Source organism: [Borrelia] turdi, from assembly GCF_030439285.2.
In the GTDB taxonomy this organism is placed as follows: Bacteria; Spirochaetota; Spirochaetia; order Borreliales; family Borreliaceae; genus Borreliella; species Borreliella turdi.
Genome location: NZ_CP124018.1, coordinates 214,325 through 231,334 on the forward strand (window position 1 = coordinate 214,325; position 17,010 = coordinate 231,334).

At 27.7% G+C, this 17,010-nt stretch carries 17 protein-coding genes and 1 tRNA gene; 9 read left to right on the plus strand and 9 right to left on the minus strand.

All coding sequences use genetic code 11. The features are described 5' to 3' along the window. Positions 1 to 4 precede the first annotated feature (4 nt). The 3 genes from mutL (at position 5) to QIA31_RS01575 (ending at position 2,997) form a co-directional block, all read left to right on the plus strand. Positions 5 to 1,840 (plus strand): DNA mismatch repair endonuclease MutL, encoded by a 1,836-nt coding sequence (gene mutL, locus QIA31_RS01565; protein ID WP_301393980.1) that lies wholly within the window; start codon positions 5 to 7, stop codon positions 1,838 to 1,840. 18 nt (positions 1,841 to 1,858) lie between these two features. Beyond that, entirely contained in the window at positions 1,859 to 2,893 is a 1,035-nt protein-coding gene (locus QIA31_RS01570; RefSeq protein ID WP_301385502.1) for a hypothetical protein, read from the plus strand. A 30-nt stretch (positions 2,894 to 2,923) separates the two neighbouring features. Next, a tRNA-Ile gene (locus QIA31_RS01575) sits at positions 2,924 to 2,997 on the plus strand. Positions 2,998 to 3,012: 15 nt separating this feature from the next. Here the strand turns inward: QIA31_RS01575 and QIA31_RS01580 are convergent. Together QIA31_RS01580 and efp are read right to left on the minus strand one after the other, a co-directional pair. Beyond that, positions 3,013 to 3,666, minus strand: a complete 654-nt coding sequence (locus tag QIA31_RS01580) for a hypothetical protein (protein ID WP_301385503.1) — start codon at positions 3,664 to 3,666, stop codon at positions 3,013 to 3,015. Continuing rightward, a complete protein-coding gene (gene efp, locus QIA31_RS01585; protein WP_151059890.1) occupies positions 3,644 to 4,222 on the minus strand; it encodes an elongation factor P in 579 nt (192 codons plus the stop codon). Before efp ends, QIA31_RS01580 begins: the two co-directional genes overlap by 23 nt. Before the next feature lie 165 nt (positions 4,223 to 4,387). Here efp and QIA31_RS01590 point away from each other — a divergent pair, with 165 nt between their 5' ends. From QIA31_RS01590 to pstB, 4 genes are all read left to right on the plus strand, one after another. Further along, on the plus strand, positions 4,388 to 5,227 hold the full coding sequence (locus QIA31_RS01590) for a PstS family phosphate ABC transporter substrate-binding protein (RefSeq protein WP_301385504.1): 840 nt from the start codon (positions 4,388 to 4,390) through the stop codon (positions 5,225 to 5,227). 89 nt (positions 5,228 to 5,316) lie between these two features. Continuing rightward, complete coding sequence (gene pstC, locus QIA31_RS01595) at positions 5,317 to 6,225, plus strand: phosphate ABC transporter permease subunit PstC (RefSeq protein ID WP_301385505.1); 909 nt, start codon at positions 5,317 to 5,319, stop codon at positions 6,223 to 6,225. Positions 6,226 to 6,329: 104 nt separating this feature from the next. Continuing rightward, the gene (pstA, locus tag QIA31_RS01600; RefSeq protein ID WP_301394459.1) at positions 6,330 to 7,766 is read left to right on the plus strand and encodes a phosphate ABC transporter permease PstA; all 1,437 of its coding nucleotides are present in this window, start codon (positions 6,330 to 6,332) and stop codon (positions 7,764 to 7,766) included. Beyond that, positions 7,767 to 8,549 (plus strand): phosphate ABC transporter ATP-binding protein PstB, encoded by a 783-nt coding sequence (pstB, locus tag QIA31_RS01605; protein ID WP_151059893.1) that lies wholly within the window; start codon positions 7,767 to 7,769, stop codon positions 8,547 to 8,549. Between the two features lie 2 nt (positions 8,550 to 8,551). Here pstB and QIA31_RS01610 read toward each other — a convergent pair whose 3' ends face one another. From QIA31_RS01610 to QIA31_RS01635, 6 genes are all read right to left on the minus strand, one after another. Next, positions 8,552 to 9,373 carry a ZIP family metal transporter gene (locus QIA31_RS01610; RefSeq protein ID WP_151059894.1) on the minus strand — a complete coding sequence of 274 codons (822 nt, stop codon included), beginning with the start codon at positions 9,371 to 9,373 and terminating at the stop codon, positions 8,552 to 8,554. A 42-nt stretch (positions 9,374 to 9,415) separates the two neighbouring features. Further along, positions 9,416 to 11,200, minus strand: coding sequence for an alanine--tRNA ligase (locus QIA31_RS01615; RefSeq protein WP_301393984.1), 1,785 nt, complete (start codon positions 11,198 to 11,200; stop codon positions 9,416 to 9,418). Further along, complete coding sequence (locus QIA31_RS01620) at positions 11,200 to 12,417, minus strand: flagellar motor switch protein FliG (RefSeq protein WP_301394460.1); 1,218 nt, start codon at positions 12,415 to 12,417, stop codon at positions 11,200 to 11,202. The genes QIA31_RS01615 and QIA31_RS01620 overlap by 1 nt, the downstream gene beginning before the upstream one ends. After that, positions 12,404 to 13,111, minus strand: coding sequence for a 6-phosphogluconolactonase (locus QIA31_RS01625; RefSeq protein ID WP_301393985.1), 708 nt, complete (start codon positions 13,109 to 13,111; stop codon positions 12,404 to 12,406). The genes QIA31_RS01620 and QIA31_RS01625 overlap by 14 nt, the downstream gene beginning before the upstream one ends. Beyond that, entirely contained in the window at positions 13,112 to 13,465 is a 354-nt protein-coding gene (locus tag QIA31_RS01630) for an SIMPL domain-containing protein (RefSeq protein ID WP_301393987.1), read from the minus strand. It lies immediately after the preceding gene. Between the two features lie 120 nt (positions 13,466 to 13,585). Continuing rightward, positions 13,586 to 13,738 (minus strand): hypothetical protein, encoded by a 153-nt coding sequence (locus QIA31_RS01635; RefSeq protein WP_301393989.1) that lies wholly within the window; start codon positions 13,736 to 13,738, stop codon positions 13,586 to 13,588. Between the two features lie 162 nt (positions 13,739 to 13,900). Between QIA31_RS01635 and dusA the strand changes: the two genes are divergently transcribed. Next, positions 13,901 to 14,908 carry a tRNA dihydrouridine(20/20a) synthase DusA gene (gene dusA, locus QIA31_RS01640; protein WP_301393991.1) on the plus strand — a complete coding sequence of 336 codons (1,008 nt, stop codon included), beginning with the start codon at positions 13,901 to 13,903 and terminating at the stop codon, positions 14,906 to 14,908. Here the strand turns inward: dusA and serS are convergent. After that, on the minus strand, positions 14,898 to 16,175 hold the full coding sequence (gene serS / locus QIA31_RS01645; protein ID WP_301393993.1) for a serine--tRNA ligase: 1,278 nt from the start codon (positions 16,173 to 16,175) through the stop codon (positions 14,898 to 14,900). The two genes, dusA and serS, sit on opposite strands and share 11 nt — an antisense overlap. Before the next feature lie 129 nt (positions 16,176 to 16,304). On the opposite strand from serS, the gene QIA31_RS01650 reads away from it, so the two are divergent. Beyond that, positions 16,305 to 17,006 carry a hypothetical protein gene (locus QIA31_RS01650; RefSeq protein ID WP_301393995.1) on the plus strand — a complete coding sequence of 234 codons (702 nt, stop codon included), beginning with the start codon at positions 16,305 to 16,307 and terminating at the stop codon, positions 17,004 to 17,006. The last annotated feature ends 4 nt before the right edge of the window (positions 17,007 to 17,010 follow it).

Sequence of the window (17,010 nt, forward strand, 5' to 3'; positions counted from 1 at the left end):
TGTAATGAATAAAATAAGATTCTTAGATAAATACTTGGTTCAAAAAATAGCAGCGGGAGAATCAATAGACAGGCCATGTTCAATATTAAGAGAATTACTAGACAATTCAATAGATTCTGGGGCTACTAAAATTGAGGTCTTTCTTGAAGAAGGAGGAATTCACAAAATCTTAATAATAGATAATGGAAGCGGAATAAGTAAAGAGGACTTAAAAATCTGCTATTTACCACACACCACTTCAAAAATATCCTCAGAAGAAGATTTAAGAAAAATAGAAACTCTAGGATTTAGAGGCGAGGCTCTCTCCAGTATTGCAATTTGCTCTAACATTTCAATAACAAGCTCAACAACTAAAAATGAAAGCTATCAAATAGAAATAGAAAATGGAATTGAAAAATGCTTTAAAAAACAACCCGCAATAAACGGAACAATAGTAGATGTTACAAAAATATTTCACAACTTTCCAGCAAGAAAAAGATTTTTAAAGCAAGAACCCATTGAAACAAAAATGTGTCTCAAAGTTTTAGAAGAAAAAATAATAACCCATCCCGAAATCAATTTCGAAATTAATTTAAATCAAAAACTAAGAAAAATTTACTTTAAAGAATCGTTAATTGATAGAGTGCAAAATGTATATGGAAGTGTAATAGAAAATAATAAATTTAAGGTCTTAAAAAAAGAACATGAAAATATAAAAACAGAAATATTTTTAGCACCAGCTAATTTTTCTAAAAAAAGCAAAAGACATATTAAAACATTTGTAAACAGAAGACCTATCGATCAAAAAGATCTCTTAGAAGCAATAACTAATGGGCACAGTAGGATACTTTCTCCTGGCAACTTCCCAATATGCTATTTATTTTTAGAAATAAACCCTGAATATATTGACTTTAATGTCCATCCTCAAAAAAAAGAAGTAAGATTTTTCAATCTTCCATTTTTATTTAAGCTAATTTCTGATAACATTAATAATTTTTTCGATAAAGACACAAACAGCTACAACGACATAATAATAAAAAGACAATTAACAAATGATGATAATTTAATAGAAATGATAAACCAACCAGAAAACTTTAATAAAACTAGCACATATTACATACCCCAAAATAAAAATTTAGAAACAGAAAATAATGTAAACGAACTAAACAAAAACATAATACAAAACGATATTGGCCTTAAAAAATATAATTCAATTATACAAAACAGACCATCATTTAAGGAAAATATTACAAACATTTTCTCTGACAACTTTTTAGAATTTGAAGAACCAATAAACAAAGATGAAAAAGAAGAAATAAAATTTAACTACATAGGGCAAATATTTTCTGAATTTTTGATCGTTGAAAAAATAAATGAAATTTACTTCATAGACCAACACGCAGTTCATGAAAAAATAATATATGAAAAACTTAGAAATTCAAAAAAAACTATTCAAAAACTTCTAATACCAATTGAATTCACAATAATTGATAAAAACATAGAAGAAATTATAGATAGTGAAATCGAGGAATACAAAAAAATGGACATTATAATCTCTAAAATAGGCCCTAAAAAATATCAACTTGAATCTATTCCTAATATTTGCAATCAATATGAAAATACTCTTATTCACTTTTTTCAATCAAGAAAAAGTAGAACAATAAATTCTCTTGAATCTGATTTATATGCAACTATTGCCTGTAGAAAAGCTGTTAAAACAAATGACATATTAAGCCTTGAATTTAGCAAATTTTTAATAAATGAATTTTTCAAACTAGAAATAAAACACTGTCCTCATGGACGAAAAATTTATTACAAAATATCTAAATTTGAGCTTGAAAAAAAAGTTGACAGAGCATAAAATGAAATCAGAGTTCCCATGATAAAGAAAATCAAATCCGAAATCAGCTTATTAAAGATAGAAAAAGAAAAAAGTTTAATTGAACTTGGAAAAATATTAAAAAATAATAATATAGTAGAATTAAAAAATTTAAACCACTATCCTAATCTAAAATTAGCAGAAAAAGAATTGTACCAAATGAAAAGCAATTTAAGCAAATCAGAAGAAAATGAAAACATATTAAAAAATTTAAACAAAAAAATTTATATTCTTAAAACAGAACATAAATCTGTTAGTAAATCATACAAAAAAAAACTTAAAGAAATTGCTAAAGCAATAATTGAAATTTATCCTCAAAATCTAGAATTAATATCAAAATACAACATGAATTTTTCTAAATTAAAACTTGAAAAATATAAAAAAATAGAATTAGCAAGTGATTATAAAACAAAAAATCCTTTACAAAAAATAATACTTAAAGTCAACTCAGCAATAAACAATATTATAAATATGGTAAATGTATGTAAAATATCAAAAGAATTTGAAAAAAAAATATTAACAAAATATTACCTTTCTGAAAACTTTGAAAGCATAATAAATGAATTTTCATTAAATAAAAAATTAAACAATATAATTATTAAAGAATTTAAAACAATAAATGAAATCAAAACAAATATAAAAAGCATAAAAGAAGAAATAAAACAAATAATATATAAAAGCAAAAAAGAAAAAATATACAAAAAGAATCTAATAAAAAACAAAATCAATGTTATTGTAAAAACCAAAGAAAATATTTTAAAAAAAATTGCTGAAGAATTTATTGAAACCACAAAAAAAGATAAAATCACAACTAAAACCAATACAATCAGCGCAGCAATCCAAACAATCGAAAAAACAAACCAAAAAATATTAAACTTAAGTAATGATTTAACAAAAATAACAAAACAGGAAGAAATAAAAACCATTCAACAAAAAATGCAAATCCTAACAAAAGAAAAAGACAAAATTAATAACAAATTAGATGCATTAACTTCTAAAATAGAAGTTATTCAAAATGAACTTGACAATGAATAAAAAATAAATATAATAAATTAAAGCTAAGGAGGGCCCATAGCTCAGTTGGTTAGAGCACCCGACTCATAATCGGTAGGTCCCAGGTTCAAGTCCTGGTGGGCCCAATTCAAATCTTTTTTTTAATTAACCTTAAAAAAAAGATTTGAATTTTTTTCAACATAATAAAAACTTATGTAATTATCCAATGTTTTATCAACCTCTAAGTTATCTATTGAATCAATCCTAGCAACTGAAGAAATAGGATATAATTTGTCTTTAAAAGTTTTAACAAAAAATACTTTAGAATTGCTTAACTTATTTAACATTGCCATATCCTTAGACTTATATACATAATTATGAACGTCATCTAAATCATACTTTGACATACCTAAAGAAATAACAAGCTCTCTATTGTAAACTCTCATACCCTTATCAAAAAGACGAACACATGAAGTAAAATCAGAAAAAGTTTCATCAAAAAAATTAAATCTCAAATCCCTACAATATAAAATATCCTTGCCAAGAATAGAATCTATAAAAAAAGATCTATACTTATCATTAACCACTTGAATAAACTCACTAGTGTCCTTATTCTCTATTGACAATTTAAAAACATCCTTTGAATTTAAAACCTTAATTGCAAAATCAAAACTCATAAAATAGTCTAAACGATTCTCAGTAAAATAATAATTTACCTTATAATCAAGTTCTTTTATCTCAGGATAATTTATTTCGCAAGAACAAACAATATAACAAAAAACCAATATTAATTTAACTTTTAACCCGCTCTGCATACTCTTTAGTTTCAGAATTAACTAAAACTTTATCTCCAACGTTAATAAAAAGCGGAGCTTTAACTACAAGCCCCGTATTAAGAGTAATATTTTTCATTGCATTTGTTACAGTATCACCTTTAACAGCTGCTTCAACCTCTACAACTTCAAAAGCAATCTTTGGAGCCAACTTAATATCAATAACCACATTATCAAACATTATAAGAGAATAGATTTCTGACTCCTGCAAAAAAGGAACCTTATCTTGAAAATTGGCACTTTCCTTTAAGTCTAAACTAACCTGATCATAAGTTTCTAAATCCATAAAAACCAAAACGTCTTTATCTTTGTATAAATACTGGGCGCTAACCTCGTAAATTTCAATTGCTTCTGCAGTATCTGCCCCTTTTAAAGTTTCTCTAATGACAAATTTGTTTTTTAAGTTCTTAAGTTTTAATCTTACTATTGCCCCTCCTCTACCTGTTTTTGAAAATTCTCTTTCAAGAACAATATGAGGGGTCCCTTTGATAAGCAAAAAAGAACCTTTTTCAATCTCACTAGATTTAACTACCGCCATTTAAATACCTCGCAAAACTTAATATACAAATCTAGTAGTAATTTATACCAAAAAATTAAAATATTTACTATTATTCCCCAATTATAACTTGATCAATAAAGCTAATTTATAATTGACTTATTTTAAAGTAATGCTATTATATACTTAAACGAAGGAGTTTACTTGATGAAAAAAATTATTATCTTAATTTTTATGCTATCAACAAGTTTGTTATACAACTGTAAAAATCAAGACAATGAAAAAATTGTATCAATTGGGGGATCTACAACTGTAAGTCCAATACTAGATGAAATGATTTTAAAATATAGTAAGATAAACAATAATACTAAAGTAACATACGATGCACAAGGAAGTAGTGTTGGCATAAACGGGCTATTTAACAAAATATATAAAATAGCTATATCATCAAGAGATTTAACAAAAGAAGAAATTGAACAAGGAGCAAAAGAAACTGTATTTGCTTATGATGCTATAATTTTCATAACAAGCCCTGAAATAAAAATTACAAATATTACAGAAGAAAATCTAGCTAAAATACTAAATGGTAAAATTCAAAATTGGAAACAAGTGGGAGGCCCTGATGCTAAAATCAACTTTATTAATCGAGACTCCTCTTCTGGTTCTTATTCTTCTATAAAAGATTTACTTCTTAATAAAATTTTTAAAACTCATGAAGAATCTCAATTTAGACAAGACGGAATAGTAGTAAAATCTAATGGAGAGGTAATTGAAAAAACAAGCCTTACTCCACACTCAATAGGATATATAGGTCTTGGATACGCAAAAAATTCAATAGAAAAGGGTTTAAATATACTTTCTGTAAACAGCACATATCCTACAAAAGAAACAATAAATAGCAATAAATATACCATTAAAAGAAATTTAACAATAGTTACAAATAGTAAATACGAAGATAAAAGCGTAACTCAATTTATTGATTTTATGACAAGCTCAAACGGACAAGATATCGTTGAAGAACAAGGCTTTTTAGGGATAAAAACATAATTAAATTAAATAAAATATTACTTGACTTAATATTAAGTCAAGTAATACAATTGAGCATTGAAATGAGCTTTAAGGGATTCTTTTAAAAAATGCATCTAAGCTTAAAGACAAAAAGAAAGATAATTGGAATTATTTTCAAATCTTTTATTCTTATATCCGCAATAATAAGCTCCCTATCAATAATGTTTTTAGGTGCATTTATATTAAAAACCGGAATAACACCATTTATTAATAACAAAATTAAAATTTTAAACTTTTTATTTAGCACAAATTGGGATCCTACTAATAATCTACAAAAATCTTATGGTATCTTATCATTCATTATTAACTCCTTTTTAACTACACTTTTTTCTATTTTAATAGCTTTACCAATTGGATTAGGATTTGCAATATATTTACTTGAAAAAGCAAAAGGATTTTATCAACAATTTTTACAAACAATAATAGAGCTTTTGGCGGGAATCCCTAGTGTAGTTTACGGATTTTTTGGAAGCACATTTATTGCTGCTTTAATAAAAAACATTTTTCAAAGAGAAGACAATTTGGGATACAATTTAATAAGCTCATCACTCATATTAAGCATAATGATAGTTCCCACAATAATTAGCGTTTGCTATTCATCACTTAAAGCTGTTCCTAAATCATATAAATTTGCATCTCTTGCATTAGCAGCAACAGACTGGCAAACAATATATAAAATAATAATACCATCAGCTAGTCGAGGCATTTTAGCAGGAACAATATTGGCAATAGGAAGAGCTATTGGGGAAACAGTGGCAGTATTAATGGTTGGAGGAGGCTCTCCTCTTTTTATAAAAAATATGTTTTCTCCTATTAGAACACTAACAGTAAATATTGCTATGGACATGGGATACGCTTCAGGCACCCACAGAGAAGCTCTCTTTTCTACAGCTCTAGTATTGTTGCTATTTTCAATAATTACAAATTTACTCAAAAATTTTATACTATCTTCAAATAAAGGGTTAAAGAAAAAGTGACCAAAACTCAAATAAACAAACTAATCAACAAGTTTTATTTCTTTATAATCAATTCTATTGCATATTTTTTAACAGCTCTATTGATTTTTATCATCGCATATATATTGTATAACTCTTTGTTTTATTTTAAAAAAAAACAAACTTTATTTTTAAGCAAAGCTCAACACTTTGTACCATTCAAAACAGAAGAAAACAAAGAAATGCAAATTGCTTTTATTGTTAATAAAAATATCAATATAAATAAAATCTCAATAGAAGACATTTACAACATATATAATAATAAAATTTCACACTGGGGAAGCATTTCAGATCAAGGAATTGATATTATACCTATTGCCAATTCACTTGATAGCATATCTAGCAAAGCTATTCTAAGAACACTAATCAAAAACAATATATTTAATAAAAGATACGTAAAAATCGAACCATCTACTAAAAAAATACTTCAAACCATAAACAGCACAATAGGCTCTATAAGTTATTTAGCAAAAGAAGAATTCGAATCCCTAGATTTTAAGTTATATCCCAATATTAAAGCTTTAAAAATAAAAACTATGTCTATCTTAATAAGTAAAAAAACTTTAACAAAAAATGAAAATGAAATAATCAATACACTAGGTGTTGATGAGGTTGAAAAACTTATTAAAGGTAAAGAAAAATGGATTAATTTAATATCAAAGGATATTAAATTAAAAATAATAAAATATCTTGATCAAGAAGAAAAAATAATACAAACTATAGAACAAACAGAAGGGGCACTAGCAATTGTACCCTGGCATTATTTTCAAAGTACTAAAGCCCCCTTTATCAAAATGCATTACTTTGATAAAAGTAGTCCTTTAAATTTAAATTTCATATTATCTATTCCAAGAGATTCTGGTGCATATGGTGGAATTTCTTACTTAATCTTAAATACTTTTTATGTAATATTATTAACAACCGCTATTTCAATATGCATTGGAATAGGAACTGGCATAATGCTTGCCGAATATACTTCTAACAAGATATTTTACAAAATACTATCTATGAGTGTTGACATCCTATCTTCAATTCCTGCAATAATTTTTGGACTTTTCGGACTGATATTTTTTGTGCCAATTTTTGGAATGGGAATACTCTCAGGAGCAATAACAAGCTCCCTAATGATATTACCAATGATTGTTAAAACAACCGAAGAAACATTTAAAACAATACCAAAATCATACAAGTATGCATCATTCGCCTTGGGAGCAAACAAAACAGAAACTATAATTAAAATTATGGTTCCAACAGCTATTCCTGGGATACTAACAGGAATAGTTCTTGCAATAGGAAGAGCTTTAGGAGAAACGGCTGTATTGCTTTTTACAATGGGAACAAACTTGGGGCTTGCAACAAATTTAAATGAACCATCAAGAACATTAACTGTACACCTATTAATGTTATTTCAAGAAGGACACCTAGACAAAGGATTTGGAACAGCTTCAATACTTGTAATAATGGTACTCATAATAAATTTAACATCTAAATTTTTAATAAACAAACTATATAGGATTAAATAAGTGGTAAAAGAAAAAGATAACCCTAAAAATGAGATTATAATAAAAACAGAAAACCTAAATCTATTTTATACAGAATTTAAGGCTTTAAACGAAATAAATATTAAAATACTAAAAAATAGTATTACTGCTTTAATAGGTCCATCTGGCTGCGGCAAATCAACATTCTTAAGAACTCTCAACAGAATGAATGACCTTGTAGAAGGCATTAAAATAGAAGGCAATGTAATATATGAAGGGAAAAACATTTATTCAAATAATTTTGATATCCTAGAACTTAGAAGAAAAATAGGAATGGTGTTCCAAACTCCTAACCCATTTTTAATGTCTATCTACGACAATATAAGCTATGGCCCAAAAATTCACGGAACAAAAGACAAAAAAAAACTAGATGAAATAGTAGAACAATCACTAAAAAAATCTGCACTCTGGGACGAAGTCAAAGACAAACTTAATACAAATGCCTTAAGTTTGTCAGGAGGGCAACAACAAAGACTCTGCATTGCAAGAACTCTTGCAATAGAACCAAATGTAATACTAATGGATGAACCTACCTCTGCACTCGACCCAATATCAACAGGCAAAATTGAAGAACTAATAATAAACTTAAAAGAAAGTTACACAATAATTATCGTGACTCATAACATGCAACAAGCCGGAAGAATATCTGATAGAACCGCATTTTTCCTTAATGGATGCATTGAAGAAGAAAGCCCAACTGATGAACTATTCTTTAATCCTAAAAATCCTAAAACTGAAGAATATATCAGTGGAAAATTTGGCTAACTTTAACCTAATGAAACATCAAGAAACATCATTAATGTAAAACCAATAACACCAAATATACTTGGCACTTTATTATCAATGTCTTTTCTCTTAGCTTCAGGTATTAATTGTTCAATGGACACATAAATCATAGCTCCTGCTGAGAAAGCTAAAGCAAAAGGTAAAATTCGAGTAAAAGAATAAACTGCATAAGCCCCCATAAGACCACCTACAATTTCTACTAATCCTGACATTTGGCCATAATTAAAGCATTTTGCCAAAGCAACATCACCTCTTCTTAAGGGTAAAGAAATAGCCGCTCCTTCAGGAATATTTTGAATGCCAATACCAAGCGTAAGAAGCATAGCTCCAACTAAAGTTTGAATATCTGGATTAGACGCCAAGGCTCCAAAAGCAACTCCAACAGCTAATCCTTCTGGGAAATTGTGTAAAGTAACAGCGGTAAAGAGTAAAAAATCTTTTTTTCCGTGTTTAGTTAAATCTTCATCAATAAAAGTAAGTTTATCAAGATCTGGAACAAATACATCTACAATATATATAAAAAATGCTCCAACAAGAAATCCAAAAACAGCCGGTACCCAAGTAATGTATCCAAGCTCCTCAGCTCTTTCTATAGCAGGCTGAATAAGTGAAAAAAAACTAGCCGCTATCATAATACCTGCTGAGAAACCAAGCATAGCGTCCATTATTTTATTATCTACCTTTCTAAAGAAAAAAACCGCTGCTGCTCCAAAAGCTGTGGTAAACCAAGTAAAAGTAGAGCCTAAAAGGCCTAATAATACAGGATGTAAAGTCAATAAATAATCCAAAATTGATTTTGTCATAAAACCTCCTATTAAAATAAAATCAATAAATAATAAAAAAATTTACTCATCAACCAAAATAGCTTTTATTCTTCTTACGCCCGAAGATGAGGATTGTTCTTTTTGTATTTTAAAAGTACCAAGTTCATTGGTATTCTCAACATGGGGGCCTCCACAAACTTCAAGTGAAAATCCATCTATCTCGTAAACACTAACCAAATTATCATATTTTTCTCCAAAAAGAGCCATAGCTCCTTTTTCTTGAGCCTCACTTAATTCCATTATAGATTTTTTTACAGATAAAGAATTCTTTATCTGTAAATTAACAATCTCTTCAACTTTTTTTATCTCATCATCTGTCATCTTTTTAGAATGAACAAAATCAAACCTTAATCGCTCAGCAGTAATATTACTTCCTTTTTGCCTAACATGATCACCTAGTACTAATTGAAGTGCCTTATGAAGCAAGTGAGTTGCTGTATGCAGCTTGGTGGTCTCATAAGTATAATCAGCAAGCCCTCCTTTAAAAACTTTGTCACCCCCTTTCTTTGAAATCTTTTGATGCTTTTTAAAATATTCATCAAAACCCAGCTTATCAATATTAAAGCCACATTCAAAAGCAAGCTCTTCTGTTAACTCATATGGAAAGCCATAAGTATCATAAAGTTTAAAAGCAATATCACCAGGAATAGTCTTAGAGGGTAAATTTCGTATTATTTTAATAAATTCTTGCTCACCTTGAAATAAAGTTTTAAAAAACTTTTCTTCTTCTGTGCTCAATTCCTTTTTGATAAAATTTTTCTTTTCTGTTAACTCATTATAAAAAGATTTATAAATAGTCTCTACAGAATCAACAAGATCAGCTAAAAAATGGGATTTTATTCCAAGCTTCTTTGCATATCTAACCGATCGCCTTATTAGTCTTCTTAGAACATACCCTTGACCCAAATTGGAGGGAAAAACAACAGAACTATCAGCAAGAATAAAGCAAGCAGCTTTAACATGATCGGAAATTATTCTAATGTATCTATCATCGTCTTCTTTTTGTCCATAAACTTTACCAGAAATAAATTCTATTCTCTTTATTATGGGTATAAATGCATCTGTCTCATAAACTGAAGATTTACCCTGCATAAAAGCAATTGTTCTCTCAAGCCCCATTCCCGTATCGACACATTTTCGATCCAATTCTATGTAATTACCATTTTCATCTTTATTGTATTGCATAAAAACATTATTCCAAATTTCAAAATACTTGCCACAAGAACACGTAATATTACAATCAAAAGAGCACTTAACCTTTCCAGTATCTACATATATTTCAGTATCTGGTCCACAAGGCCCTTTAGATCCAACAGGCCCCCAAAAATTATGCTCTCTAGAAAGATAATATATTCTATCTTTGGGAATGCCCAAACTTTCCCAAACCCTAGCCGTCTCTGTATCACGAGGAATTTCTTGATCGCCTTCAAAGACACTCACATAAAGACTATCTTTTGGAATATTTAAATAATCAGAAGAAGTTAAAAATTCAAAACTACATTTTACAGAATATTCTTTAAAATAAGCTCCAAGAGACCAATTTCCAAGCATTTCAAAAAAAGTTAAATGACTTAAATCTCCAACCTCACCAATGTCTCCTGTTCTTAAACATTTTTGCACATTAACAAGCATGTCTCCTGACGGATGTGCTTCTCCAAGAAGATAAGGAATAAGGGGCTGCATGCCAGCTGTATTAAAAAGAACTGTAGGATCATTTTCAGGAACCAATGATTTACCCATTATTTCAAAATGTTTTTTTGATTTAAAAAAATCAATATATTTTTTACGCAACTTATCAAGTGTCATTAAATAAATTCCTCATTTTTTCTATATATTACTAAATCGCCTTTTAAAGTTAAATTTTTAATATAATTAATAAAAAATAGTGTCATGGCTTTTAAATTTTTTTTACTTATTTTCCCCAAAAAAGCTTCTTCATCTAAAATAATTTCTTTACGCCTTTTTGAAACATTTGAAAGCATTTTATCTCTAACCTCATCAGTTTTATCTTTAATAATAATTGCAATCTCTTTATCTGTAAACTCTCTTAAAATATTATGCAAGTCATTATCCATTATTCTCAATATTACATTGATATCAAATATTTTTTCTCGAATTTCACTGTCCACAACAGGATTTAAATCCTTCATATTAATTTTATTAAGCAAATTTTTCTCTTCATTAGAATCCATATAGCTTAAAATATCAACAAGTATTTTAGATCCATCAAGTTTATCTGTCTTAAGAGTCCCCTGCATCCTAAATCTATCCTTAAGTTTATTTGAAATTGCCTCTATTGTCTCCATACTCAATTGCCTTGGTCTGGCAAGATCTTTTATAAATTCTCTTCTATCTTCTTCTTCTAGCATTGAAAAAACATACTTTTTTTGATCTTTATTTAAATAATTATATAATATGACAAGCGTTTTAATATTCTCATCTTTAATTAATGCCCAAAGTTGTTCATGTTCGATTTGAGATAAATAATCAAAAGGAATAAAAATATCATTACCAGTAACTTTTTTATAAATTGATTTTGCTTTAGATTTTCCTAACGTTTTATTCAATAATTCATAAGCAAAGTTATCATCAACCTTAACATATCTTTTTTCATTTCTTAGCAACTCTTCAAATTCTTTAATAATATGATCTTTTTCTTCTGGAGAAATATAACTAATCTTTGAAATTTCTCTGGTAATTAAGATTATATCCGAATCATCAAGCTCAGACATAATCTTTGCAGATTTTTCAAGCCCAATAGCCAAAAAATATTTTGCAATCTTTGTAACCTTACTCTCTTTGCGAATAAATCCTGGCTTTAAATCATTAATATTATTGGATTTAGACTCAACAGATGCTTTGTTTTTATTACCCTTAATAAGACTTATCCAAGATCTAAGCATAGAACCTTGAATTTCTGAATCAGAAAAGTTTTTATTTAAACTCAAAGTATCAATTTCTTCAACAGTTTTTTTGCTTAAATTTTTAGTATTTTTATATTTAGAAAGCCTAGGATCCTGCATAACCTTCATCTCTTTTAATGTTTGTAAGAACCAATAAATTGGGATGCTCTTTAAGAAGTCTAGCTGGACATTCATTGATAGAACTATTAAAACCTAAAAAATTTTCTAAAGCTCGCTTTTTATCAACACCCATAAATAACAAAACAATGGCTTTTGCATTAAATAAAGATTTTGGCGTTAAACTTATTCTTTTACTAGGAAATTTGGGAGAATTGTACTCATACTGATAACCTTCTACATCTGAAAACAACAGTTTTCTTGAAGGGAAAAGCGATGCAATGTGGCCATCTTCACCAGCAGAAACTAAAATAAAATCAAAAATATTAAACCTTGAATTAAATTCAACATTATAGTCATGAATAGCTGTGGTTTCATCTATTTCGTTATAAATAAAAGCATGAAATTTGGAAATGCTTATTAAATTTTTATCAACCATTTTGGAAAAAAAATTTTTATTTAAAAGATTATAATTACTATTTTTGTTATTTAATGGAACACACCGTTCATCAACTAAAAAAAAATGTGATCTTTTAAAAGAAAAATTTTGTTTAAGAAAAACACTTAAAAAAGTAACTATGCTTCGACCACCACAAATTCCAATGCTTGTATATTTATCTTTATCTATATTCATATCAAAAAAATCAAAAAATTTATTTTTTAAATAATTCTCTTCATCAGAATATAAAAACTCCATTTAATTTTCCTTAATACATATTAATCTAAATAATAAAAAATAGTTGCAACAATTCTTCATAATTTTTTGAGAATAAAGCTTTTGGTTGTCAAGGCTTATATCAACTGAAAAAAATTTAAAGTATTCTTGATTTGCATTTTTAATTTTTAACATTTCGGACTTTATATCATTAATTTTATCAAAAAAATATCTTAAGCCTACATTATTACTAATTAACAACTGTTGATTATAAAGCTTAATAACAATATTTTTCCCTACTGCTTTCATTTTCTCAAAATCAATTGTATTGACAATCAAAGAAATATACACGATGTATCTATGAAGCATTTTTATAACGCCACTCATTAAATTCATAAATCCTATTTTATATGATCTTCATCAAATCCATATTTAATTAAATTCATAAATCCTATTTTATATGATCTTCATCAAATCCATATTTAATAAAAAAAGTTTTCAATCTTATGCAATTTTTTATGCAATTTTAGTCTTATATAAATTTAAATTATTCATGTTAATGCTGCCATTAGCCGTATCACTATTAAAATCATATTGTAAATTCCAAATCAAAAATATTAAAAGGATTTCTATTCCGCCTATACTCTTAAATTCACTAAGAATTACCATTCTTAGTGCTAATGTTTTTTATTCTATAAGAAATTATCATTGACAATGATAGCAAAAGTAGTAAAAAAAAATAAATCTTTTATCCCAACCAAATAACAATTCCTCCTAAATATAAGAACAAATGATTGTTAAATTAGCTCATTTATTCTAACATATTATGTAATGTTAATGAATCGAAAAATATCAATAGCCCCAATGGTAAACATTACAGATGAGCATTTCAGATATTTAATACGACTTTTATCAAAAAAAGTTGCATTATACACCCCAATGATTTCTGCAAAGTCAATAATTATGGGAGATGTAAAAAAAATTGTAAAGCAAACTCCCCTAGAATCTCCAATTGCAATTCAAATAGCAACAAACTCTAAAAATGATGCTCTTAAAGCCATTCAAATTCTTGAAAAACACTTCAATTTTGATGAATATAACCTTAACGTTGGATGTCCATCTCTAAAAATCCAAAATGCAAATTGTGGAGCTTGTCTAATGAGCAATGCCAATCAAGTAGGTGAAATTTTAAAAACAATGAAAGAAAATACAAATAAGCCTATTTCAATCAAACATAGACTGGGTATAAGGCTTTTATCTAGTGATTACAGAAATGAAAGTTACTCTGAGCTAAAAAGATTTGTCAAAATAATTTCAGATTTTGGTATCAAAAATTTTATTATACATGCAAGGGTTGCAATATTAAAAGGATTTTCTCCTAAAAATAATAGAAATATCCCTAAATTAAGACATGAATTTGTATATAATCTAAAAAAAGAAAATAAAAATTTGTTTATTGAGACAAACGGAGGAATCAGTAACTCAGAACAAATTAAAAAACACTTATCTGTTGTTGATTCTGTCATGATTGGAAGAAGTGCGTTTGAAAATCCATACTTTATTGCAAACGCCTCAAGAGAATTTCTAAACGAAACTGATAAAATTCCCACAAGAAAAGACATATTGATGCAAATGGTAGAATATATTAAAGAATGCGAAAATTGCTTGTCAATAAATATATTATTTAAACATCTTATGGGAATAACCTTTTCCAAAGAAGGAGCTAAAAAATTTAGACAAAACTTAACAGCACCATTTCCAAAAAACTTGAGAAAACATGAAATATTGCTAAAAGCTATAGAAACATTGCCAGAAAAAATACTAAATTCTAATTCTTAAAAGGAATATAATCAAAACCCGTATACTTAACTAAACTTTTTGGAATTCTAACTCCGCCCCTTTCATCCTGAAAGTTTTCAAGTATAGAAATAATAACTCTAGTTGTAGCTATTGCTGTTCCATTTACCATGTGTACAAATTTATTTTGCCCATCTTGATCTTTATATCTAATCTTAAGCCTTCTTGACTGATAATCTGTACAATTTGACGTTGAAGTAACCTCTCCATAGCTACCCTCATCATCTCTTCCAGGCATCCATGCCTCAATATCATATTTTTTATAAGCTGGAGAGCCAAGATCAAAAGAGCAAACATTTAAAACCCTATAAGGAATCTCAAGCTCAGTAAAAATTTGCTCTTGAATGCTCAAAAATTCGTCATGAATAACCTGAGATTCTTCTGCTTTACAAAAACAAAACATCTCCACCTTGCTAAACTGATGAACCCTATAAAGACCCTTTGAAAGCTGTCCATAAGCTCCAGCTTCTTTTCGAAAACAATGTGAAAATCCTGCCATTCTTATTGGCAAAGTGAGATCTATTATTTTATTATAATAGTAACCACCAAGAGTAATTTCAGAAGTACCTACAAGATATTTATCTGTACTTTCAATCTTGTAAATATTGCTTTCGTCGCCACGAGGATTAAAACCAATCCCATCAACTATAAACTCTCTTGCAACATCAGGGGTAATAAAAACATCAAAACCTTTTTCTCTTAACTTATTTAAAGAGAAATTAATCAGAGCAATTTCTAAAAAAACTGCTTCGTTTTTAAGATAATAAAATTTACTACCGCTAACCTCACGCGCTCTGTCAAAATCTAGAAGATCCAAATCTCTGCCAAGCTCTAAATGATCTTTTGGCTTAAAGTTAAACTTTGTAACAACCCCTACTTTTTTTATCTCAAAATTATCTTCCTCGCTATTACCAATGGGCACATCAGGCGACAAAATATTGGGTACTCGTTTATTTTCAAGATCAAAATCAAAAGATATTCTTTCAAGCTCTTCTTCTAGATTAAAAAGCTGTTTTTTTAAAATCTTTCCAGTTTCTATTAAAGAGTTTTTCAACCCCTTATCAAGATTCTCTCGCATTTTGAAGGAATTTTCATTTCTTTTTGCATTAATCTCACCAATTTTGGTAATTATTTTTTTTCTCTTATCGTCAAGATAAATTAACTTATCAATATCTAAAACAAGACCTCTTGCTTTAATACTTTTCTTAACAAGATCAAGATTATCTTTAATAAATTTCAAATCAAGCATCCTATCTCCTAAGATATGTCTTAAGTAAAATTTTTAAACAAAATTACAAATAATATTAATTCATATCAAGGTTATTATATAATATCTTATAGTAGGATTAGAATAAATATTGCAGGGAGAAACAATCGCATGCTAAATCCAATAAAAATAAAATTAACTTTTGTGTTAATATCTACATTAATGATTTTTAACGGATGTACAAAAAAATTAACCAAAATAAATTTTAAAGATATTAGATCAAATAGCAACAAAATGAATTCTTTAATAATAACTTCAATAAGTTCAAAAGAAGAATCAAAATTTTATGAATACAATATTAGAATACCTAAATTAATAATTGAAGGAAAAGAAAAAGGAAATCTTGAAGAATTGAATACTGAGCTTAATGAATATGTAAGCCAAATTGTAGAAAGACTTGACATTGTTAGCAAAGAGCTTAAACCTGAGGATAAAAAATTCAGCTTAAAAATAGACTATGAAATTTACCATGGATACAATACTTATACAATAATAGTTATTGCAACTCAAAAAATCCATGATAGTCCTATTACAAATTATAGAAGCTATTACATTCAAGATAAAGGAAATTATATTCATAATATTGACGACATAATTAAAACAGATGAAGCATTCCCATTTTTTATAAAAAAAATTAAAGAAAAAATTTTACCTAACGAATTATTATTCGATTTACAGCAAGCAATAATTTACTTTGAAAACAAAAAAATTATTATTAAATTCCCTGAATACACATTTAAACTAGACGATACAGAAGAGCTCCAAAACATATTTGAATTTAATGAAAGTGAAATAGCACAATTTGTAAAATAAGGAT

Excerpts from the sequence above, each read along its gene's own strand:
- mutL (WP_301393980.1), top strand. The coding sequence starts at position 5 with ATGAATAAAATAAGATTCTTAGATAAATACTTGGTTCAAAAAATAGCA.
- QIA31_RS01570 (WP_301385502.1), top strand. The coding sequence starts at position 1,859 with ATGATAAAGAAAATCAAATCCGAAATCAGCTTATTAAAGATAGAAAAA.
- QIA31_RS01580 (WP_301385503.1), bottom strand. The coding sequence starts at position 3,666 with ATGCAGAGCGGGTTAAAAGTTAAATTAATATTGGTTTTTTGTTATATT.
- efp (WP_151059890.1), bottom strand. The coding sequence starts at position 4,222 with ATGGCGGTAGTTAAATCTAGTGAGATTGAAAAAGGTTCTTTTTTGCTT.
- QIA31_RS01590 (WP_301385504.1), top strand. The coding sequence starts at position 4,388 with ATGAAAAAAATTATTATCTTAATTTTTATGCTATCAACAAGTTTGTTA.
- pstC (WP_301385505.1), top strand. The coding sequence starts at position 5,317 with ATGCATCTAAGCTTAAAGACAAAAAGAAAGATAATTGGAATTATTTTC.
- QIA31_RS01610 (WP_151059894.1), bottom strand. The coding sequence starts at position 9,373 with ATGACAAAATCAATTTTGGATTATTTATTGACTTTACATCCTGTATTA.
- QIA31_RS01615 (WP_301393984.1), bottom strand. The coding sequence starts at position 11,200 with ATGACACTTGATAAGTTGCGTAAAAAATATATTGATTTTTTTAAATCA.
- QIA31_RS01620 (WP_301394460.1), bottom strand. The coding sequence starts at position 12,417 with ATGCAGGATCCTAGGCTTTCTAAATATAAAAATACTAAAAATTTAAGC.
- QIA31_RS01625 (WP_301393985.1), bottom strand. The coding sequence starts at position 13,111 with ATGGAGTTTTTATATTCTGATGAAGAGAATTATTTAAAAAATAAATTT.
- QIA31_RS01630 (WP_301393987.1), bottom strand. The coding sequence starts at position 13,465 with ATGAATTTAATGAGTGGCGTTATAAAAATGCTTCATAGATACATCGTG.
- QIA31_RS01635 (WP_301393989.1), bottom strand. The coding sequence starts at position 13,738 with ATGGTAATTCTTAGTGAATTTAAGAGTATAGGCGGAATAGAAATCCTT.
- dusA (WP_301393991.1), top strand. The coding sequence starts at position 13,901 with ATGTTAATGAATCGAAAAATATCAATAGCCCCAATGGTAAACATTACA.
- serS (WP_301393993.1), bottom strand. The coding sequence starts at position 16,175 with ATGCTTGATTTGAAATTTATTAAAGATAATCTTGATCTTGTTAAGAAA.
- QIA31_RS01650 (WP_301393995.1), top strand. The coding sequence starts at position 16,305 with ATGCTAAATCCAATAAAAATAAAATTAACTTTTGTGTTAATATCTACA.